Source organism: Mesorhizobium metallidurans STM 2683 (genome assembly GCF_000350085.1).
Classification (GTDB): Bacteria; Pseudomonadota; Alphaproteobacteria; order Rhizobiales; family Rhizobiaceae; genus Mesorhizobium; species Mesorhizobium metallidurans.
Genome location: NZ_CAUM01000035.1, coordinates 1 through 17,143, shown reverse-complemented (window position 1 = coordinate 17,143; position 17,143 = coordinate 1). Strand labels below are relative to the sequence as shown.

Here is a 17,143-nt window from a genome sequence, read left to right as displayed (position 1 = left end):
GCCGCCGCAAAAACGGTGGACTTCAGTAGTGTTGTCTTGGTCACGATTTTCCTCCCAGTGGAACCATTTTCGGACACCGGCCAACCGGTCTCCGCACAGGCGCCCTGACGAATTCTCCCAGCGCGGGCGCCGTCGTCAACAGACACCAGCCCGGAGTTCCTGTCAATAATTAAATCACTCTTATTTATTATTGACAGCCTTGCATCGTTCACTCATTCTGGCCCAAAAGCATTGAGGGGAAACGACGGGAGGAACAGGGTGGAGACCGGCATTGCGAGGCACGGTTCGCCCGAGGCAGCCGAAAGCCAAATTCACCGCGGCACCAACCAGAGCGGCATGCGGGACCACAATGAGCGGCTGGTGCTGTCGTTGGTGCGCCAGCACGGCAGCCTGGCCAAGTCCGACATCGCCCGCATGACGGGGCTTTCGGCGCAGACGGTGTCTGTCATCATGCGCGAACTCGAGCAGGATAGCCTGCTGGTGCGCCAGGCGCCGCTACGCGGCAAGATCGGCCAGCCCTCCATCCCGATGGCGCTCAATCCTGAAGGTGCCTTCTTCATCGGCCTGAAGATCGGCCGGCGCAGCGCCGAACTCGTACTGATCGATTTCCTCGGCAATGTGCGCTCGATGCTGCAGCACTCCTACCGCTATCCAGCTCCGCGCGAGACGGTGGAGTTCGTCACCTCCGGCATGAAGAAGATGCGCGGGGAGCTGACCCCGGCGCAGGACAAGCGCATTGCCGGACTTGGCATCGCCATGCCGTTCGAGCTGTGGAACTGGGCCGACACCGCCGGTGCGCCACGCGACATCATGGATGAGTGGCGCCACCGCGACATTCGCGCCGACATCCAGGCGCAATGCGAATTTCCCGTCTACCTGCAGAACGACGCCACATCGGCTTGCGGCGCCGAACTGGTGTTCGGCCAGGCGGGTGCTGCGCGCGACTTCGTCTATTTCTACATCGGCGCCTTTGCCGGCGGCGGTATCGTGCTCAACGGCCGCCTGTTCGGCGGACCGACCGGCAATGCCGGCGCGCTCGGCTCGATGCCGGTGCCGGGACCCGACGGAAAGCCGACCCAGCTCATCGACGTGGCATCGATCGCCATGCTGGAAAAGGCGCTCAACGCGCGTGGCGTCGAGGCCTCGCATCTGTGGACATCGCCGCAGGACTGGGGCGAGATCGGCGTCGAACTCGACGACTGGATCGCCGGCGCCTCCGAGGCGCTCGCCTATGCCATTGTCGCGGCGGCCTCGGTCATCGATTTCGAGGCGGCGGTGATCGACGGATGGATGCCACTGACGGTGCGACGGCGCCTCGTCGATGCCGTCGTCGTGGCGGTCGGCAAGATCGACTGCGAGGGCCTGAAGCTTCCGGCCGTGCGCGAGGGTACGGTCGGCATTCATGCACGCGCGCTGGGCGGCGCCAGCCTACCGCTTTCCGAGCGCTTCCTGATCGGATCGACCACGATTTCCAGGAGCACCTGAATGCTGATCGGCATCCCGGCGCTGCTCGGCCCGGAGCTCCTGGCGACGCTGCGTGCCATGGGCCATGGCGATGAGATCGCGCTTGTCGACGGAAACTACCCGGCCGAAGAGCAGGCACACCGGCTTATCCGCGCCGACGGCCATCATCTCATTCCAATGCTCGATGCCATATTGAGCGTGTTGCCGGTGGACGACGCCGTGCCGGAGGCGCTGTTTCGCGCCTCGGTCAAAGGCGATCCCTCGCTTGCCGATCCGGTTCATCGCGAAATGGAGGCGATCTGCGCCAACCGCGCGCCGGGCCACAAGGTGGTTGCGCTGGCCGGCGCCGACTTCTATGGACGCGTCAGGTCCGCGCACGCGATCATCGCGACAAGCGAGCCCAGGCTCTACGCCAACATCATCATCCGCAAGGGCGTGATCTATCCGCCGGAGAACAGGAAATCATGATCCTTTGCTGCGGCGAAGCCCTCATCGACATGCTGCCTCGCGCCACCACGGATGGGGAGCCGGCCTTTGCCCCCTATGTCGGCGGCGCGGTGTTCAATTCGGCCATCGCGCTTGGCCGGCTCGGCGCGCCCGCCGGGTTCTTTTCCGGCCTGTCGTCGGACCTGTTCGGCGGCCAGCTCCGGGACGCGCTGGGGGCAAGCAAGGTCAGTTCCACCTATGCACACACATCGCCGCGGCCGACCACGCTTGCCTTTGTGCGGCTCACCAACGGCCAGGCGACCTACACTTTTTATGACGAGAACACGGCCGGACGCATGCTGACCATCGAAGACCTGCCGGAGCTCGGCAGCGAGATCGAAGCCATGCTGTTCGGCGCCATCAGCCTGATCTCGGAGCCGGCCGGAGCGGCCTATGAGGAGTTCATGCGGCGCGAGCATGAGCGCCGCTTGATGATGCTCGACCCCAACATCCGGCCGAATTTCATCCCGGACAAGGCCAGGCACCTCAGGCGCATCCGCTCCATGATGGCAATGGCCGATATCGTGAAGCTGTCGGACGAGGACCTGAACTGGTTCGATGAAGCCGGTTCGCATGAGGACGTCGTGCGCAACTGGCTGGACCGCGGCCCGAAGCTGATCGTCGTCACCCATGGCAGCGAAGGCGCGGTCGGCTATACCAGGGAGCACAAGGTCACGGTCATGCCGGACAAGGTCACGGTGGTCGACACGGTCGGCGCCGGCGATACTTTCAACGCCGGCATCCTGGCCTCACTGCACGAGCAAGGCATGCTGTCGAAGACAGCTATCACCGAACTATCGAAGGAGGCCATCCACAAGGCTTTGACGCTTGGCGCCAAGGCAGCGGCGGTGACGGTATCGCGAGCCGGCGCCAATCCGCCATGGCGGCATGAAATCGCCTGAGCAGGCAGAGAACCCTGAAACAGCACCGACTCCGCGATCACTTTATGTTTCGCAGGATCGGAAGGATGCGATTGAAAGGCCTGGCAACGACTCGCGAAGGCCGGATTTCCGCCATCTTGCCAAGACAGGCTCGAAAACAGAGGTAACAGGCTGCGACACCTAGGCAATTCGCCGTTTAGCCGGTTCGGCTTTCTCGGCCGACCCAAGTCTGGTACCAGCGGCCAATTATCTGGCTAACCCGCCGACCATCTGGCTAGAACGAGGCCGACATGCAGTTCATCGATCTTGGCGCGCAGCGCGAACGCATCCGCGACCGGCTGAAAGCGGCGATCGACCGCGTCGTCGACGACGGCCGCTACATACTCGGGCCAGAGGTCACTGAATTCGAGAACAAGCTTGCCGCCTATGTCGGCACCAAGCATGTCGTGGCTTGCGCCAACGGCACCGACGCGCTGCTGCTGCCGCTGTTTGCGGCCGGCATCGGCCCGGGCGACGCGGTGTTCGTGCCGAGCTTCACCTTCGCCGCCACGGCGGAGGTGGTGGCATTGGCCAAGGCCGAACCGGTCTTCGTCGATGTCGACCCCGAGACCTACAATATCGACATCGCCAGCCTCGAGGCGGCGATCGCGATGATCAAGAAGGAAGGCCGGCTTAAGCCGAAGGCGATCATTCCGGTCGACCTGTTCGGGCTCGCCGCCGACTACGAGGCAATCATGGCGATCGCCAACCGTGAAGGACTGTTGGTGATCGAGGATGCCGCCCAGTCGATGGGTGGCGCCATCGACGGCGAGATGTGCGGCGCGTTCGGCCATGTCGGCTCGACCAGCTTCTACCCGGCCAAGCCGCTCGGCTGCTATGGCGATGGCGGCGCGATGTTCACCAACGACGATGCGCTGGCGGAAAAACTCCGCTCCTTCGCTTTCCACGGCAAGGGCGAGACGCAATATGACAATGTCCGCGTCGGCATCAATTCGCGGCTCGATACGCTGCAGGCGGCGATCCTGATCGAGAAACTGGCCATTCTCGAAGACGAGATGGTCGCCCGGCAAGCGGTTGCGAAGCGCTACGCCGAGGGCCTGGGCGACATCGTCAAAGCGGCGCGCAACCTGGATGGCAGCCGCTCGGCCTGGGCGCAATACGCGATCGAGACGCCAAAGCGCGACGGTCTGAAGGCCCATCTCGGCGAAAAGGGCATTCCCTCGGTCATCTATTACGTGAAGCCGCTGCATGCCCAAGTCGCCTATCGCGACTATCCGCGCACGCCGACAGGCCTTGCCGTTTCGGAAGAACTGCCGAAGCGGATTCTCTGCCTGCCTATGCATCCTTATCTGAGCGAGGCCGACCAGGACCGGATCATCGAGACGATCCGCAACTATATCGGCTCGAATTCGGCGCACGTTGCTGCCGCATAGGGCATCTTGCTGCGACGACGCGCTTTCCCGGCACCAGCGCATGGCGGAGGCCGCCCTTCCCTTCCGAAATCTCAGGTCTTGGCGGCCTCAGGCTCGTCCGTCATAATTGCGATGATCGCCGACCAACATCAGTAGTCACCGCTGAGGTCATCGAAAAACGCCCTGTCTGCCGCAAGGCCGGTGTCCGGGTAAGCCGCGATTTTCGCGCGCAAAGGCTTCACCCGCTCCCACAGAGGGATCGCCTCCTCGATACGGCGCAATTCGTTCTCCAGGGCCAGCTTCACGGCAGCCGTTTTGTTCAACCCCGTGCGCGCCGCCAGCTTTTCGGCAAGCGTGTTTATCTCTTCACTGCGAATGTTGAGCGGCATTGCCAATGCTCCTGTGTGTAGACGTAAACACGGCGATGCCAACGTATGGCGGCAACTGCCCGTCAGGAGAGCATGAGGTTTTGTGGACGGCGGATGATGGGGTGCCATGGATCGTGACGCGCGGTTCAGGCAGATTTATGTTTTGCTCGGCGATTCCTGCAGGGCCACCGACACTATGGTCGTCAGGTTGGTCCGGCTACCTTGCCGCTGGCAATAAAATGCGGGTTGGCGAAATCCTCGTCGTCGCTCTGGTCGCGCTTGCCATAGGTGAGCGGCTGGCCGTCCAGCGTGCGCGTCAGGCCGCCGGCCGCGCGCAGCACCGCATCGCCGGCCGCCGTATCCCACTCCATGGTGCGGCCGAAGCGCGGATAGACGTCCGCCTCGGCGGCGGCGACGAGGCAGAATTTCAGCGACGAGCCGACCGAGACGATCTCGGCGGCGCCGAGATCACGGATATAGGCTTCGGTTTCCGGCGTGTTGTGGGAGCGGCTGGCGACGACGGTCAGCGGCACCACGCCGCTTCTCGCCGAAATCGGCTGACGGCCGACGATCTGGTAGTCGTCATCGATCTCGATTGTTTCGGCCCTGCCCGGCCGTCCGGAAAAGAAACGTCCGGTGCAGGGCGCGAGGACGACGCCGACCTCCGGCACGCCATCGCGGACAAGCGCGATGTTGACGGTAAAATCGGTCCGGCGATTGACGAATTCCTTAGTGCCGTCGAGCGGATCGACCAGGAAGAACGCATCGCCGAGATCCGGCGGCATGATGCCGGCAGAAGCGTCTTCCTCGGCCACGCAGGGGATATCGGGATATGCCGCGCGCAGCCCGGTGAGAATGATCTTCTCGCTTTCGCGATCGGCTTCCGTCACCGGCGAAGAGTCGGATTTGCGGTCGACGGCGCAGCCATCGTGAAAGACGCGCATAACCTCGCGGCCAGCCGCCAAGGCAAGATGCTCGAAAACATCGAGCATCCGCTCGTCGTCAGATGCCGCCGCCGCTGTCGTATTGGTCTTCGGCAATGTCACGCTCGTTCAGCCAGAGTTCCAGGGCCTCTACCATCTCCTCGGCCGTTTTGCCGAGCGTCCTGAGATGGATTTCGGGATTTTCCGGAGCCTCGTAGGGTGAATCGACGCCGGTGAAATTCTTGATCTCGCCATTCAATGCCCGCGCATAGAGACCTTTCGGATCCCGCCTGGCACATTCCTCGAAGGGCGTGTCGACAAACACCTCGACGAACTCGCCATCGGCCATCAATTCCCTGGCCATGCGCCGCTCGGCGCTGAACGGCGAAATGAAGGAGACGATGACGATCAGCCCGGCGTCGGCCATCAGGCGCGCCACTTCGGCGACGCGGCGAATATTCTCGACGCGATCGGCGTCGGTGAAGCCGAGATCGCGATTGAGCCCGTGACGAACATTGTCGCCATCCAGGATGTAAGTGTGACGCCCGGTGGCGAACAGCTTCTTCTCGAAGAGGTTGGCGATGGTCGACTTGCCCGATCCCGACAGCCCGGTGAACCAGAACACGGCGGACCGCTGGTTCTTCATGTCGGCGCGGCCGCGCTTGCCGACATCGAGGGACTGCCAGTGGATGTTTTCGGCGCGGCGCAGCGAGTGCAGGAGCATGCCCGCGCCGACCGTGGCGTTGGTGATGCGGTCGATCAGGATGAAGGCGCCGGTCGTGCGATTCTCGCCGAACGTATCGAAAGCGATCGGCGCCCGCGTCGAGAGGTTGCAGATGCCGACCTCGTTCATTTCAAGCGACTTGGCAGCCTCATGGGCGAAGTCGTTGACATTGACGCGATATTTCAGGTCGGTGACGGTGGCGCTGGTCTGGTCGGTTTCCGTGCGCAGGATGTAGGAGCGGCCCGGCAACAGCGCGTGCTCGTCGAACCAGACGATGTTGGCGGCGAACTGGTCGGCGACCTGCGGCCGCGCCGCCGGCGATACCAGCATGTTGCCGCGCGAGACCTCGACCTCGTCGTCGAGAACAAGGGTGATGGCCTGGCCGGCCACCGCCTGGTCCAGATCGCCGCCATGCGCGACGATGCGCCTGACGTGAGACGATTTGCCGGATTTGGCGACGACGACCTCGTCACCTTGCGACACCGAGCCGGAAGCGATCGTGCCGGCAAAACCGCGAAAGTCGAGGTTGGGACGGTTCACATACTGCACCGGAAAACGGAACGGCAGCTCGACCGCGGCCTCGTCGACGGAAACGGTTTCCAGGTGCTCGATCAATGTCGGTCCGGAGTACCAATCCGTCTTGTCGGAGCGGCTGGTGACGTTGTCGCCATAACGGGCGGACATCGGGATCGGCACGATCGTCTCGAAGCCGAGCTTGTGCGAGAACTGCCGATAGTCCTCGATGATGCGTTCGAAGACGGCCTTGTCGAAGCCGACCAGATCGATCTTGTTGACGGCCAGAACGACGTGCCGGATGCCGAGCAGCGAGGCGATGATCGAATGGCGCCTTGTCTGGCGCAGCACACCCTGGCGGGCGTCGATCAGCACGATGGCCAGATCCGCGGTCGATGCGCCGGTGGCCATGTTGCGCGTGTACTGTTCATGGCCGGGCGTGTCGGCAACGATGAATTTGCGTTTCGGCGTGGCGAAGAAGCGATAGGCGACATCGATGGTGATGCCTTGCTCGCGCTCGGCCTCGAGGCCGTCGACCAGCAGCGCGAAATCGATGTCGTCGCCGGTCGTGCCATGCTTGCGCGAGTCGCGCTCGAGTGCGGCGAGCTGGTCCTCGAAAATCTGCTTGGTATCGGACAACAGGCGGCCGATCAGCGTCGATTTGCCATCGTCGACCGAACCGCAGGTCAGGAAGCGCAGCAGCGACTTCTTTTCCTGTGCCGCCATGTAGTCGCGGACGCCGTCAGTGGGGGCGAGGCTCTTGGCCAAGATGTGGCGCATGCTCAGAAATACCCCTCGCGCTTCTTTTTCTCCATCGAACCGGCTTCATCGCGATCGATGAGGCGGCCCTGGCGCTCGGAGGTGCGCGCAGTGAGCATCTCGCCGACAATGGCCTCCAGCGTGTCGGCATCCGATTCGATCGCGCCGGTCAGCGGATAGCAGCCAAGGGTGCGAAAACGCACCAGGCGGTTCTCGACCGTCTCGCCGGGCTGCAATTGCATGCGCTCGTCATCCTTGAGGATGAGCATGCCGTCGCGCTCGACGACCGGGCGTTCCTTGGCGAAATAGAGCGGCACGATCGGGATATCTTCCTGCAGGATGTATTGCCAGATGTCGAGCTCGGTCCAGTTCGACAGCGGAAAGACCCGGATCGATTCGCCTGAGGCGATGCGGGTGTTGAAGATCTTCCACATCTCCGGCCGCTGGTTCTTCGGATCCCATACGTGCTGGGCGTTGCGGAAGGAGAATATCCGCTCCTTGGCGCGCGACTTCTCCTCGTCGCGGCGGGCGCCGCCAAAGGCTGCATCGAAGCCGTATTTGTCGAGCGCTTGGCGCAGCGCCACGGTCTTCATCACATGGGTGTGGGTGTTCGAGCCATGGTCGAAGGGATTGATGTTGTCGCGCACGCCGTCTTCGTTGACATGGACCAGAAGGTCGAAGCCGAGCTTTTGCGCCATCTGATCGCGAAAGGCGATCATCTCACGGAACTTCCAGGTCGTGTCGACATGGAGAAAGGGAAAAGGCGGCTTGGCGGGGTAAAACGCCTTCATCGCCAGATGCATCAGCACGGACGAGTCCTTGCCGACGGAGTAGAGCATGACCGGCTTGGCGAAGACTGCCGCGACTTCGCGAAAAATATGAATGGATTCGGCTTCAAGCCGCTGCAGATGCGTCAGCGTGATGTTCATGGACTGTGAGCGTTCTCTCGTGCCATCCAGACCTTGCATCGATGCATCGGGCGCAATTCACAGCCGCCCGGCTCAGCTTCACTTCTGGACAATCTTGTTTTCGTGCAGGCGTTCTAGCAGATCGCCATTGTCTATAACAATGCAAGACAGGCCTGCCGCAAAGTGCTTCGGGAATGAATCTTCTACTCAAGGCCCGGAACCCGGAAATTCCTACTCACCGGGCGGACGGGCTTGGTAGGCCGAGAAAAATATTGCCTATATGGGCGGAACGAGCGTCAATCAGTTCGGCGCAATGCACTGACGCATGAACGACACTGCTGATTTTTAACGATGGCCTGTCTCCGCCGGACTATCGAAAATCAATCTCAGCCGCTATACAGGTTCCCGCAAATCGGCCACCGTGCGTGGCGTCACGTGCGTGACATCCTGAAGATCGTGCACCGGCCACGGTCAAACCAGATCCCCAAAGACCCTTGCAGAATGCGACTTAAAACCTTGAGCTGGCTTGCATCGATAAAACAGCAATTCACACCGTCGCGGGTCAATATTTACTTCTCCGTTCTCTGTTTCTTTTCTCCTCCCGTTTTGGGATCGGTGGTCAGCTTCGTATTCAATGGCGGTGGTCTGTGGTCGACCTTGCTGGTTGCCCTGAAGAGACGGCGCTTCAATGTCGATCGGCCGATGGTCGCCCTCACTGTCGCGATCTATGCCTATTGCGGCGCCATTATTCTTGCTTCCATCGTCAACAATTCGATCGTGACGGATGCGGCGCAGCTTGTGCCACTGATCACCTTCCTGTTTTTCCCCTTCTCATATTCGGCCTGGAGCATTTCGCAGAAACCCACCCTTGCACGCATCATCATACTCAGCAGCATGGCCGCCTGCTTCGGCGCATTGCTGCTGACAGGCATCCAGTACTATTGGCTGGGCATGGAAAGGGTCGAAGGGGGCGCTGGAAATCCGATCGTGTTCGCGACAGTCGTCTGCCTGAGCGTCATGGTATGCATGGCTGGCGCCTTGTCGGGCATCGAAAGGAACCGAGGCCTTCTCGTCTGCGCGGCGCTGGCCGGGACAATCGCCATCCTCTATTCCGGTTCGCGTATCATGTGGCTGGCGATGCTGATCGCAGGTATCGCCGTGTTGCTGATCCACCGGCGGAAGCTCAGGAGCAGGAACGCTCGTCGCCTGTTGCTGGTATCTGGCGCGGTCGGTCTCGCGATCGCTGCCCTTGGATTCCAGATAATATTGGAGCGCGCCGAGTTCCTCCGCTCCGACTGGGAGGCACTCATTGCGCATGGCGACCACAACACCGCCTTGGGATTTCGCGTTGCCATGTGGCAAATCGGCCTCGACGCATTTCGCGAAATGCCGTTTTTTGGACATGGGGTGAGAGCCAGCGGGGCTTTGATAAAACAGGGATTTCTTGACCAATTCGGCATGGACAAAGGCTTCAGCCACTTCCACAACGGCTTTCTGACCGCGTTGGTGGAAGCGGGCATTGTGGGAGCCCTGGCGCTGGCGTCGATATTTGCCGTTGCCGCCAGAAACGCAGCCAGGGTGCTGCGCATGAGTGTCGATCCGATCGAGCGGTTCGGCGCCACCATGATCGTCATTGTCGTGATTACCTATCTCACAGGCGGAATGGTCGGCATTCTGGTCGGTCATGATATTCTGGATTCGGTGCTGATGATCTTCCTGGTGTCCGGGACCTATCTTGCGTCGGGACGCACCCTTCCGACCATGGACGAACCGACGCCTCCCGCGGCATCGACGGTCGTCGGCTAAGGCGATGAAGGTGTTGGTGACAGGCGCCACGGGATTTATCGGGCGCCTTGTCGTGCAGCAGCTTCGCCAAGCCCGGATCGAGGTTCGGATCGCCTCCCGGCGCCCGGAGCCCGGCGCGGCATATGACGTCGTCCAGCTGCCGGATTTCAACGCGCCCGCGCAAGCCTTCCTGGCGATCACGAAGGACGTCACGCATGTCGTTCACTGCGCCGGGCTGAACAATGATCGGGGCAGTGCAACCGAAGCCGACTATCTGAATGCCAATGCCGAACTGACCCGCCAGCTCGCACGCGCCGCCGCGGCGCAGGTCAGCGGACGCCTGGTTTATCTGTCGTCTATCAGGGCCGCGACCGGCCCCGATTTCAGCGGAACGATCGACGAAGACATGGCCCCTGCCCCGCAATGCGCCTATGGGCGTTCGAAACGCAAAGGCGAGATCAGGATGCTGGACGCCTATACTTCGTCCGGCCGCCGCGACGCCACCGCGCTGCGCCTGCCGCCGGTCTACGGATCCGGCATGAGGGGAAGTCTGGCGATACTGATGCGCCTGGCCGACACCGCCTTGCCGTTGCCCGCAGCCACCCTGGCAGGCGTCCGTTCATTGATATCGTCCGAGACGGCGGCACGAGCGGTCTTGCATTTGCTGACCCGTTCAGGCCCGCTTCGCCCGGTCTATGTCGCAAGCGATCTGTCGCCAATTTCCATCGCGGCCATCATCGAAGCCTTTCGGCAAGGCTTCGGGCGACCGAAGCGCCTGTTTGCCTTGCCTGCCGGCCTGATGCAACCAGTTGCGTCGTTGCTGGGCAAACGCAAATTCTGGGACGGCTTGAGCGCGACGCAGATATGCGATCCGTCGCTGCTCATTTCGGCGGGCTGGTCGCCTGAAACCGATACATTTCAACGGCTGAGCGAAGTAGCGCGGAACTCCAAAGCGCGGCGCGTTTGAACGGATACAGGCGACGCGCTTTGGATTCCTTTCTTCATGCATGTCGTGATCGCAAAACCGCTGCGCACTTTTGCGCGACATGCATTAACTTCGACCTGCTCAACCTCGATAGAACGTTCCCAGCATGATCCGGAGATCAAGAGCGAACGACGATGCCTTGAGATAAGCGGCATCGGTTTCGGCACAGAGCGCCGGGTCGGACATGTCGATGGACCGGATCTGGGCCAGGCCGGTTATGCCCGGAAGCAGCGACGACACGCCCAATTCTCTGCGACGTTCGATGAGCTCCGTTTGCGTGGGCAAGCACGGCCTTGGCCCGACCAGGCTCATCTCGCCCTTCAGGACGTTCCAGAGCTGCGGCAATTCATCGACCTTGAACCGCCGCAGAATCCTGCCGACCGCCGTGACCGATTTTGCCGGCGCCTCATGCGTGGGCAATGAGGGCGTTCCCACAACCATCGTTCGGAGCTTGTGGCAGCGAAAAAGCCTGCCATTGCGGCCGACCCGCGTTTGAGAAAAGAGCGCCGGCCCGGGCGACGACAACCGAATTGCCAGGCTGGCAAGCACCAGGACCGGCGAGGTGACCAGCAACAACAGCGCCGCCAATACGAGGTCGAAGATCCGCTTCGCCGCCTTCATGGATGCCCGACAATGCTCCTGTCCAAGAATAAATGCTTCATTCCAAAAAACGCTCAGGCCTCGGGTCAGCCAAAGGCGCAGGCTTTGGATTAGACTGGGTTAGACGCAACTTTTGTTTGTGCATGTCGTTGCCCCAAAACCGCTGCACACTTTTGGGCGACCAGCATCAAACCCGGCCCGCGACGACCGAGAGATATAGCCCAAATGTTCCAAAAGGTGTCTGCCGATAGACACCACTCCTGCGCAACAGGTTCAAGCGGCTCAAGACATTGCCTTTTCGTGACTGTGTGAACAGGCTGAGGCAGGCGGCCGCATCTGTCGTGAGAAGGTCCCGATTGGCGGCCAGGCCATTGAGATTCTCATCTGTCCAACGGGCAAATCCGCCATTCAGCAGATGCTCGAGCCGGGAAAATCGTGCTCGCCATGAAACATTGGCCCCAACCAGATTCGCCTCATGCTGGCGATAGCGTACCAGAGGCCGCGGCTCATAGCGAACAACGCCGCCGGCTGCTGTCACTATGAGATAAGCCCACCAATCGTGACTGACAAAATGCGTTCTTGACGAGGCCTTGGCCAGCAGGTCGCGCGCCACCCGGTTGAGCAGAATCGTGTTGCCGCCGGCGATGCTTTGCACGAGGGCGTTGCGGAAGGACGGCGGCCGCTGGAACAGCGGCGAACAGCCGACCATGGTTCCGGTTTCGGACATGGTCACGGTTCTGGAGCAAAACATAAGCGGGACGGTTGCGTCCCGCGTTTGCATCCAGGAGAGCGCGCTCTCCAGCCTGTCAGGCTCCCAGATGTCGTCCTGATCGCAAAAGGCGTAGCAGTCCGCCTCGATCCGCGGATCGACGATCATCGATCGAAAATTGGCGGCGAAGCCCTGGCGAGGCCCGTCCACCAGCGTCAAGCGACCCTTGTGCCAGCGGGTTTTCCAGGCGTCGACGATGGCGGTCGTGCCGTCGATCGAGCCATCGTCGGAGACCCACAGGTCGATGGCGGAATGCGACTGCGCAAGCAGCGAGCGCAGCTGTTCTTCAATGAAAGCCGCGCCGTCCTTCGTGCCCATCAATATGGCCACACGCTGATCTTGCTTGCTCACGGGCTTGGTGTCGTCTGCAAACGCCTGGGAACGATCATGGGGTTGTTCGCTTCACCCAGCATGTCCAACTGTTTTCGGACTTGTCTGCCGATACGCGTCGCCCGCTGATTTTTCCGCCTCATGAAAGCCGTCCAGCACTGCAAGGGCCGAGACCTTGTCCTGGTTTTTCACCACCGTCTCCAACGCCGTGAGGGCGGCCTTGACCCGCGGCCATTCGATGACATCGGTCCTCAGGCCAAAAATCTTCGAGGTGCTGAGTTCGACGACCTCCTCATTGTCGCCGTTAAGCCTCTCATGAAGTTTCTCACCTGGCCTGATCCCGGTGAACCGGATGGGAATATCCGTATAGGGGCTCTTTCCAGCCATGCGGATCATCGTCTCGGCAACTTCAACGATAGGCACCGGCTTGCCCATGTCGAGCATATAGACGGCATAGTCGTCCCTGCCCTGCCGCAGCGCCGCATCGGCTGCCGACATGATGACGAGGTCGACGGCTTCGGCCACTGTCATGAAATAGCGCGTCATGCGCTGATCCGTAACGGTGACCGGCCCACCGGCCTCGATCTGCGCCTGGAATATGGTCGCCACCGACCCGTTGCTGCCAAAGACGTTGCCGAAACGGACAGCAATGAACTTGGTGCCGGAGTGAAGCCCATCGGCGCGAGACCCGTTTGGCGGAGCCGCGTGCGTTTCATGCAACGCGCTCACGATCTGCTCGGCGGCTCGTTTTGTCATGCCAAGCACCGACGTCGGATCCACCGCCTTGTCGCTCGAGACAAGCACGAATTGCGGAACTCCGCACTTTGCGGCAACCTCGGCACAGACGAGCGTTCCGAAAACATTCGTCTGGATCGCCGAGTCCCAGTTTTCTTCGAGAAGGGGGACGTGCTTGAGCGCGGCGGCATGAAAGATGATGTCGGGTTTGAACTCGCTGACGGCACGCGTCATCTGCCGCCGGTCCGCCACGTCGATGATACGGGCCTTGAGACGATGGTGATCCTTCCCGTCGATATACTGGCTCAACTGGAAAATTCCGAACTCGGAGAGGTCGGCAACCAGAACCGCCTCGGCGCCCAGTTCCAGCGACCGTCTGACCAGGGTTCGCCCGATGGAACCGGCTCCGCCGGTCACCAGGACACGCTTGCCGCGGATGAAAGTGCCAATGCGTTCAATGTCGGAAGGCACAGCTGGACGGCGCAGGATCGTCTCCATCTCGACAGCGGCGAGGACCAGCTTTCCTCTCTGCCCCAGTTCGGAGAACCCCGAGAACTGCAGGACGGCTATGCCATCGTGCCGGGCGACACGGACCAGCTCCGCATACTCCTCGATCTCCCGTCCGGCTCCATTGCCGAAGATCAGCATGTCGAGACTTTTCGTGCCCCTTATGTAGTCCTCCAGAAATTCCGTCAAACGAGGCCGGATCGCCACCACCGGAACCCCCTGGATCCGGGTGCGCAGCGGAGCGTCGTTCTCGATCGCCATGATGCCCGCGATGGAATAATCCCCGGGCTCGGCCGTGCGCGTAAAGCGGATGATCAGATCGGCCTCGCCAAGACTGCCGACGAAGAGGGCTTGCCTGGTCAACCCCTTGTCGGCGGCCCTCTTCATGATGCTCCAACTCGCTCCGTCGCGAAAAAACCGGTAGAAGAGCCGAGGCGCCGATATGATCGTGAAGGACACGAGGAAAAAGACTATGAACTGGCGTTCGTTGATGCCCGTCACCGGCTTGAAGAAACGGAACGCGAGCGATGCGCAATAGAGTGCGACGGTTAAAATCGCGCAGCTCTTCAGGATGTTGAAAAAGTCAGGGGTCGAGGCGAAGCGCCAGACCGTGTTGTAGAGGCCGCAATATCTGAACAGCAAATGGCTGAAAACGACGATGCACGCCCAGGTGGTCAGACCCTCGTAGGAAAAAGCCTCGAACGAGAGGTTGGACCGCGAAAGAACCAGACTGAGCGCGACCGCGACCAGGACCATGACTGCATCCTGGATCATGATAAAAAAACGCCGTATGTCCGGTCGAAGTCCGAATACGGCTTCTACATATGGTGTCATTGGATAGTATGGACTCCTGGCGCGAACGCTCGGCCGTTGACTGACACCGGACCCCTATAGTCCGTAGCCCCTCCAAAGTGTCAATTCAACTGCTATCGGCATAGCGTGGAGTCGCGGGCATCGCCAGATGTTTTTTGGAAGTTCCGCAGGGTAACAGGGTGGAAAACGTGCAATCGACTGGTTCGCTTGCGGTTCGACTTCGGCTCGACATGGTAGATGCCAATGTTCTAATACTAATGTGAATGCAGCCTCAGCTTCATTTGGGTGCGGTCCATTGCCAAATTCGCATGGCGATGGTTATGAAGACTTGGCATTGGCGGCCGAACGACCGCAATGACGAACCCGCTTCGCGCCACGGTGCGACTGTGATACTAGCGCCAAACTTTGTAGGGACGACAATATTGAATGTAGTACGAAGCGCCGCTGCCGATTTCGATCGCGGCCTCAGAATGCGCAGCGTGTGGATGGCGCTGGCCCACGAGGATATCGGCGACCAGCACAAGCGCACGACGCTCGGCCCCGTCTGGCTGTTGATCAACTACCTCGCCTTTGCCGGCACTTTCGTCGTCATGTTCGGCGACAATCGCTCGGTGCCGCATTTTGCCGCCTATGTGGCGACCGGGCTGTTCGTCTGGCTCTATCTCACGGAAGTGATCACCCAGAGCGTCACGCTCTTTAACCGCGAGGAGGGCTTCATCAAGGGCACCACCCTGCCACTCACCGTCTATGTCATGCGCATGACCATGCAATCGGTGATCCGGGCGAGCTATGCGCTGGCCGGCTGCGTTGCCATCCTGCTGCTGGTACGCACGCCACTCACCGTTGACTGGCTTTGGTCGGGGCTGGCGCTCATCATGATCATTGTGGCGACGCCGGCGGCGATCATGATCTTCGCCGTCGCCGGCGCCTTCTTCCCCGATTTGAGCTTCATCGTGCAGAACCTGATGCGCATCGGCATGTTTCTCACCCCGGTATTCTGGATGCACCCAGGCGGGGGCATCCGCGGCGAGCTCTACCGCTGGAACCCCTTCACCTATTTCCTCGAGATGGTACGCCAGCCGGTGACCAATGCCGAATTTCCGGTCACCGCCTTCGGCATTTGCGCAACGATCATCCTCTTCCTATGGGTGTTGGCCACACTGCTTTTAGGTGGCTACCGCAAGAAAATCGTGTTCGTGCTCTGATGGTTTCGATCCGCGCCGACAATCTCGGCCTCACCTACAAGGTTCGCCAAAAGCTGACGCTGGCCCCGCGCGACAGGCGCATGCCGACGGGCGGGCGCATCGAAGGGATGGGCCGGGCCCGCCATGTGACGGCGCTTGAAGGCGTGAGCTTTTCGCTCGAGGCGGGCGATCGTCTCGGCCTCGTCGGCGCCAATGGCGCCGGCAAGACCACGCTTTTGAAGGTGCTCTATGGCATTTACGAGCCGACAAGCGGCACGGTCGCAATCGACGGACGGGTCGATGCGCTGTTCAACATCACCCTCGGCTTCCGCCCCGAGGCCACCGGGCGACGCAATATTGAGCTGCGCGGCCTCATCAATGGCTGGAGCCCCGATGAGATCGGGGCGCGCATGGACGCGATCATCGAATTCAGCGAACTCGGCGATTTCATCGACCTGCCCTTCAAATCCTATAGCCAGGGCATGGGTGCGCGGCTGGCCTTTTCCATCGCCACGAGCTTCGAGCCCGAGATCCTGCTCATGGACGAGTGGATCGGCGCTGGTGATCCGAGCTTCCAAGAGAAAGCGCGGGAGCGCATGGCGAAGTTGGCGGAGAAGGCCGGGATCATCGTGCTGGCGAGCCACAATCACGGACTGCTGCGGAAGACCTGCAACAAGATCCTGGAATTGCAGGAAGCCCGGCTGAAGGCGTTCTGCGGAGCAGAAGAGTGGTTCGACAAGCAGGCCGACACTGCGCCAACCACGCCAGTTCGTGCTTCACGTTGATGGCTTGATCGGCTGGGGAGCGAACGGGGCGGCTCACACGCAAATTCGCCAACGCCGTGAACGGAGACGACAATAGGCCGCCGTTTATTTCGGAGTCTAGACAACTAAAGCGCGCCGCGTTTGACCGAACTCATGCGACCCGCTTTAGGTTGTTGTTTTTATGCATGTCGTAATCGCGAAATCGCTGCACACTTTTGCGCGACATGCATTAG

15 protein-coding genes are annotated in these 17,143 nt (G+C 61.1%); 8 read left to right on the top strand and 7 right to left on the bottom strand.

Annotation, left to right across the window (positions count from 1 at the left end; genetic code table 11):
* Positions 1–258 precede the first annotated feature (258 nt).
* The 4 genes from MESS2_RS06890 (at position 259) to MESS2_RS06875 (ending at position 4,264) form a co-directional block, all read left to right on the top strand.
* On the top strand, positions 259–1,485 hold the full coding sequence (locus MESS2_RS06890; RefSeq protein WP_008873434.1) for an ROK family transcriptional regulator: 1,227 nt from the start codon (positions 259–261) through the stop codon (positions 1,483–1,485).
* The gene (locus MESS2_RS06885; RefSeq protein ID WP_008873433.1) at positions 1,486–1,932 is read left to right on the top strand and encodes an RbsD/FucU family protein; all 447 of its coding nucleotides are present in this window, start codon (positions 1,486–1,488) and stop codon (positions 1,930–1,932) included. It begins immediately after the preceding gene.
* A complete protein-coding gene (locus MESS2_RS06880) occupies positions 1,929–2,852 on the top strand; it encodes a carbohydrate kinase family protein (protein ID WP_008873432.1) in 924 nt (307 codons plus the stop codon). Before MESS2_RS06885 ends, MESS2_RS06880 begins: the two co-directional genes overlap by 4 nt.
* Before the next feature lie 269 nt (positions 2,853–3,121).
* The gene (locus tag MESS2_RS06875) at positions 3,122–4,264 is read left to right on the top strand and encodes a DegT/DnrJ/EryC1/StrS family aminotransferase (RefSeq protein ID WP_008873431.1); all 1,143 of its coding nucleotides are present in this window, start codon (positions 3,122–3,124) and stop codon (positions 4,262–4,264) included.
* Between the two features lie 128 nt (positions 4,265–4,392).
* Here the strand turns inward: MESS2_RS06875 and MESS2_RS06870 are convergent, their stop codons facing one another.
* The 4 genes from MESS2_RS06870 to cysD form a co-directional block, all read right to left on the bottom strand.
* On the bottom strand, positions 4,393–4,632 hold the full coding sequence (locus tag MESS2_RS06870) for a type II toxin-antitoxin system VapB family antitoxin (protein WP_008873430.1): 240 nt from the start codon (positions 4,630–4,632) through the stop codon (positions 4,393–4,395).
* A gap of 182 nt (positions 4,633–4,814) precedes the next feature.
* Positions 4,815–5,603: a 3'(2'),5'-bisphosphate nucleotidase CysQ gene (cysQ, locus tag MESS2_RS06865; protein ID WP_008873429.1), complete on the bottom strand. Its 789-nt coding sequence runs from the start codon at positions 5,601–5,603 to the stop codon at positions 4,815–4,817.
* A gap of 10 nt (positions 5,604–5,613) precedes the next feature.
* Positions 5,614–7,551, bottom strand: coding sequence for a sulfate adenylyltransferase subunit CysN (gene cysN, locus MESS2_RS06860; protein WP_008873428.1), 1,938 nt, complete (start codon positions 7,549–7,551; stop codon positions 5,614–5,616).
* A 2-nt stretch (positions 7,552–7,553) separates the two neighbouring features.
* Entirely contained in the window at positions 7,554–8,459 is a 906-nt protein-coding gene (cysD, locus tag MESS2_RS06855) for a sulfate adenylyltransferase subunit CysD (protein ID WP_008873427.1), read from the bottom strand.
* 594 nt (positions 8,460–9,053) lie between these two features.
* On the opposite strand from cysD, the gene MESS2_RS06850 reads away from it, so the two are divergent.
* Both MESS2_RS06850 and MESS2_RS06845 read left to right on the top strand, forming a co-directional pair.
* Positions 9,054–10,244: an O-antigen ligase family protein gene (locus tag MESS2_RS06850; protein WP_008873426.1), complete on the top strand. Its 1,191-nt coding sequence runs from the start codon at positions 9,054–9,056 to the stop codon at positions 10,242–10,244.
* 4 nt (positions 10,245–10,248) lie between these two features.
* On the top strand, positions 10,249–11,190 hold the full coding sequence (locus MESS2_RS06845; protein ID WP_008873425.1) for an NAD-dependent epimerase/dehydratase family protein: 942 nt from the start codon (positions 10,249–10,251) through the stop codon (positions 11,188–11,190).
* Between the two features lie 99 nt (positions 11,191–11,289).
* Here the strand turns inward: MESS2_RS06845 and MESS2_RS06840 are convergent, their stop codons facing one another.
* The 3 genes from MESS2_RS06840 to MESS2_RS06830 all read right to left on the bottom strand — a co-directional run bounded on the left by MESS2_RS06840 (position 11,290) and on the right by MESS2_RS06830 (position 14,983).
* Positions 11,290–11,829, bottom strand: a complete 540-nt coding sequence (locus MESS2_RS06840; protein ID WP_008873424.1) for a sugar transferase — start codon at positions 11,827–11,829, stop codon at positions 11,290–11,292.
* Positions 11,830–11,995: 166 nt separating this feature from the next.
* A complete protein-coding gene (locus MESS2_RS06835; RefSeq protein ID WP_244439896.1) occupies positions 11,996–12,895 on the bottom strand; it encodes a glycosyltransferase family 2 protein in 900 nt (299 codons plus the stop codon).
* A gap of 84 nt (positions 12,896–12,979) precedes the next feature.
* Positions 12,980–14,983: a nucleoside-diphosphate sugar epimerase/dehydratase gene (locus tag MESS2_RS06830; RefSeq protein WP_040592371.1), complete on the bottom strand. Its 2,004-nt coding sequence runs from the start codon at positions 14,981–14,983 to the stop codon at positions 12,980–12,982.
* 401 nt (positions 14,984–15,384) lie between these two features.
* Between MESS2_RS06830 and MESS2_RS06825 the strand changes: the two genes are divergently transcribed.
* Both MESS2_RS06825 and MESS2_RS06820 read left to right on the top strand, forming a co-directional pair.
* Positions 15,385–16,167: an ABC transporter permease gene (locus tag MESS2_RS06825; RefSeq protein WP_244439894.1), complete on the top strand. Its 783-nt coding sequence runs from the start codon at positions 15,385–15,387 to the stop codon at positions 16,165–16,167.
* Complete coding sequence (locus MESS2_RS06820) at positions 16,083–16,931, top strand: ABC transporter ATP-binding protein (RefSeq protein WP_244439892.1); 849 nt, start codon at positions 16,083–16,085, stop codon at positions 16,929–16,931. The genes MESS2_RS06825 and MESS2_RS06820 overlap by 85 nt, the downstream gene beginning before the upstream one ends.
* Positions 16,932–17,143 lie beyond the last annotated feature (212 nt).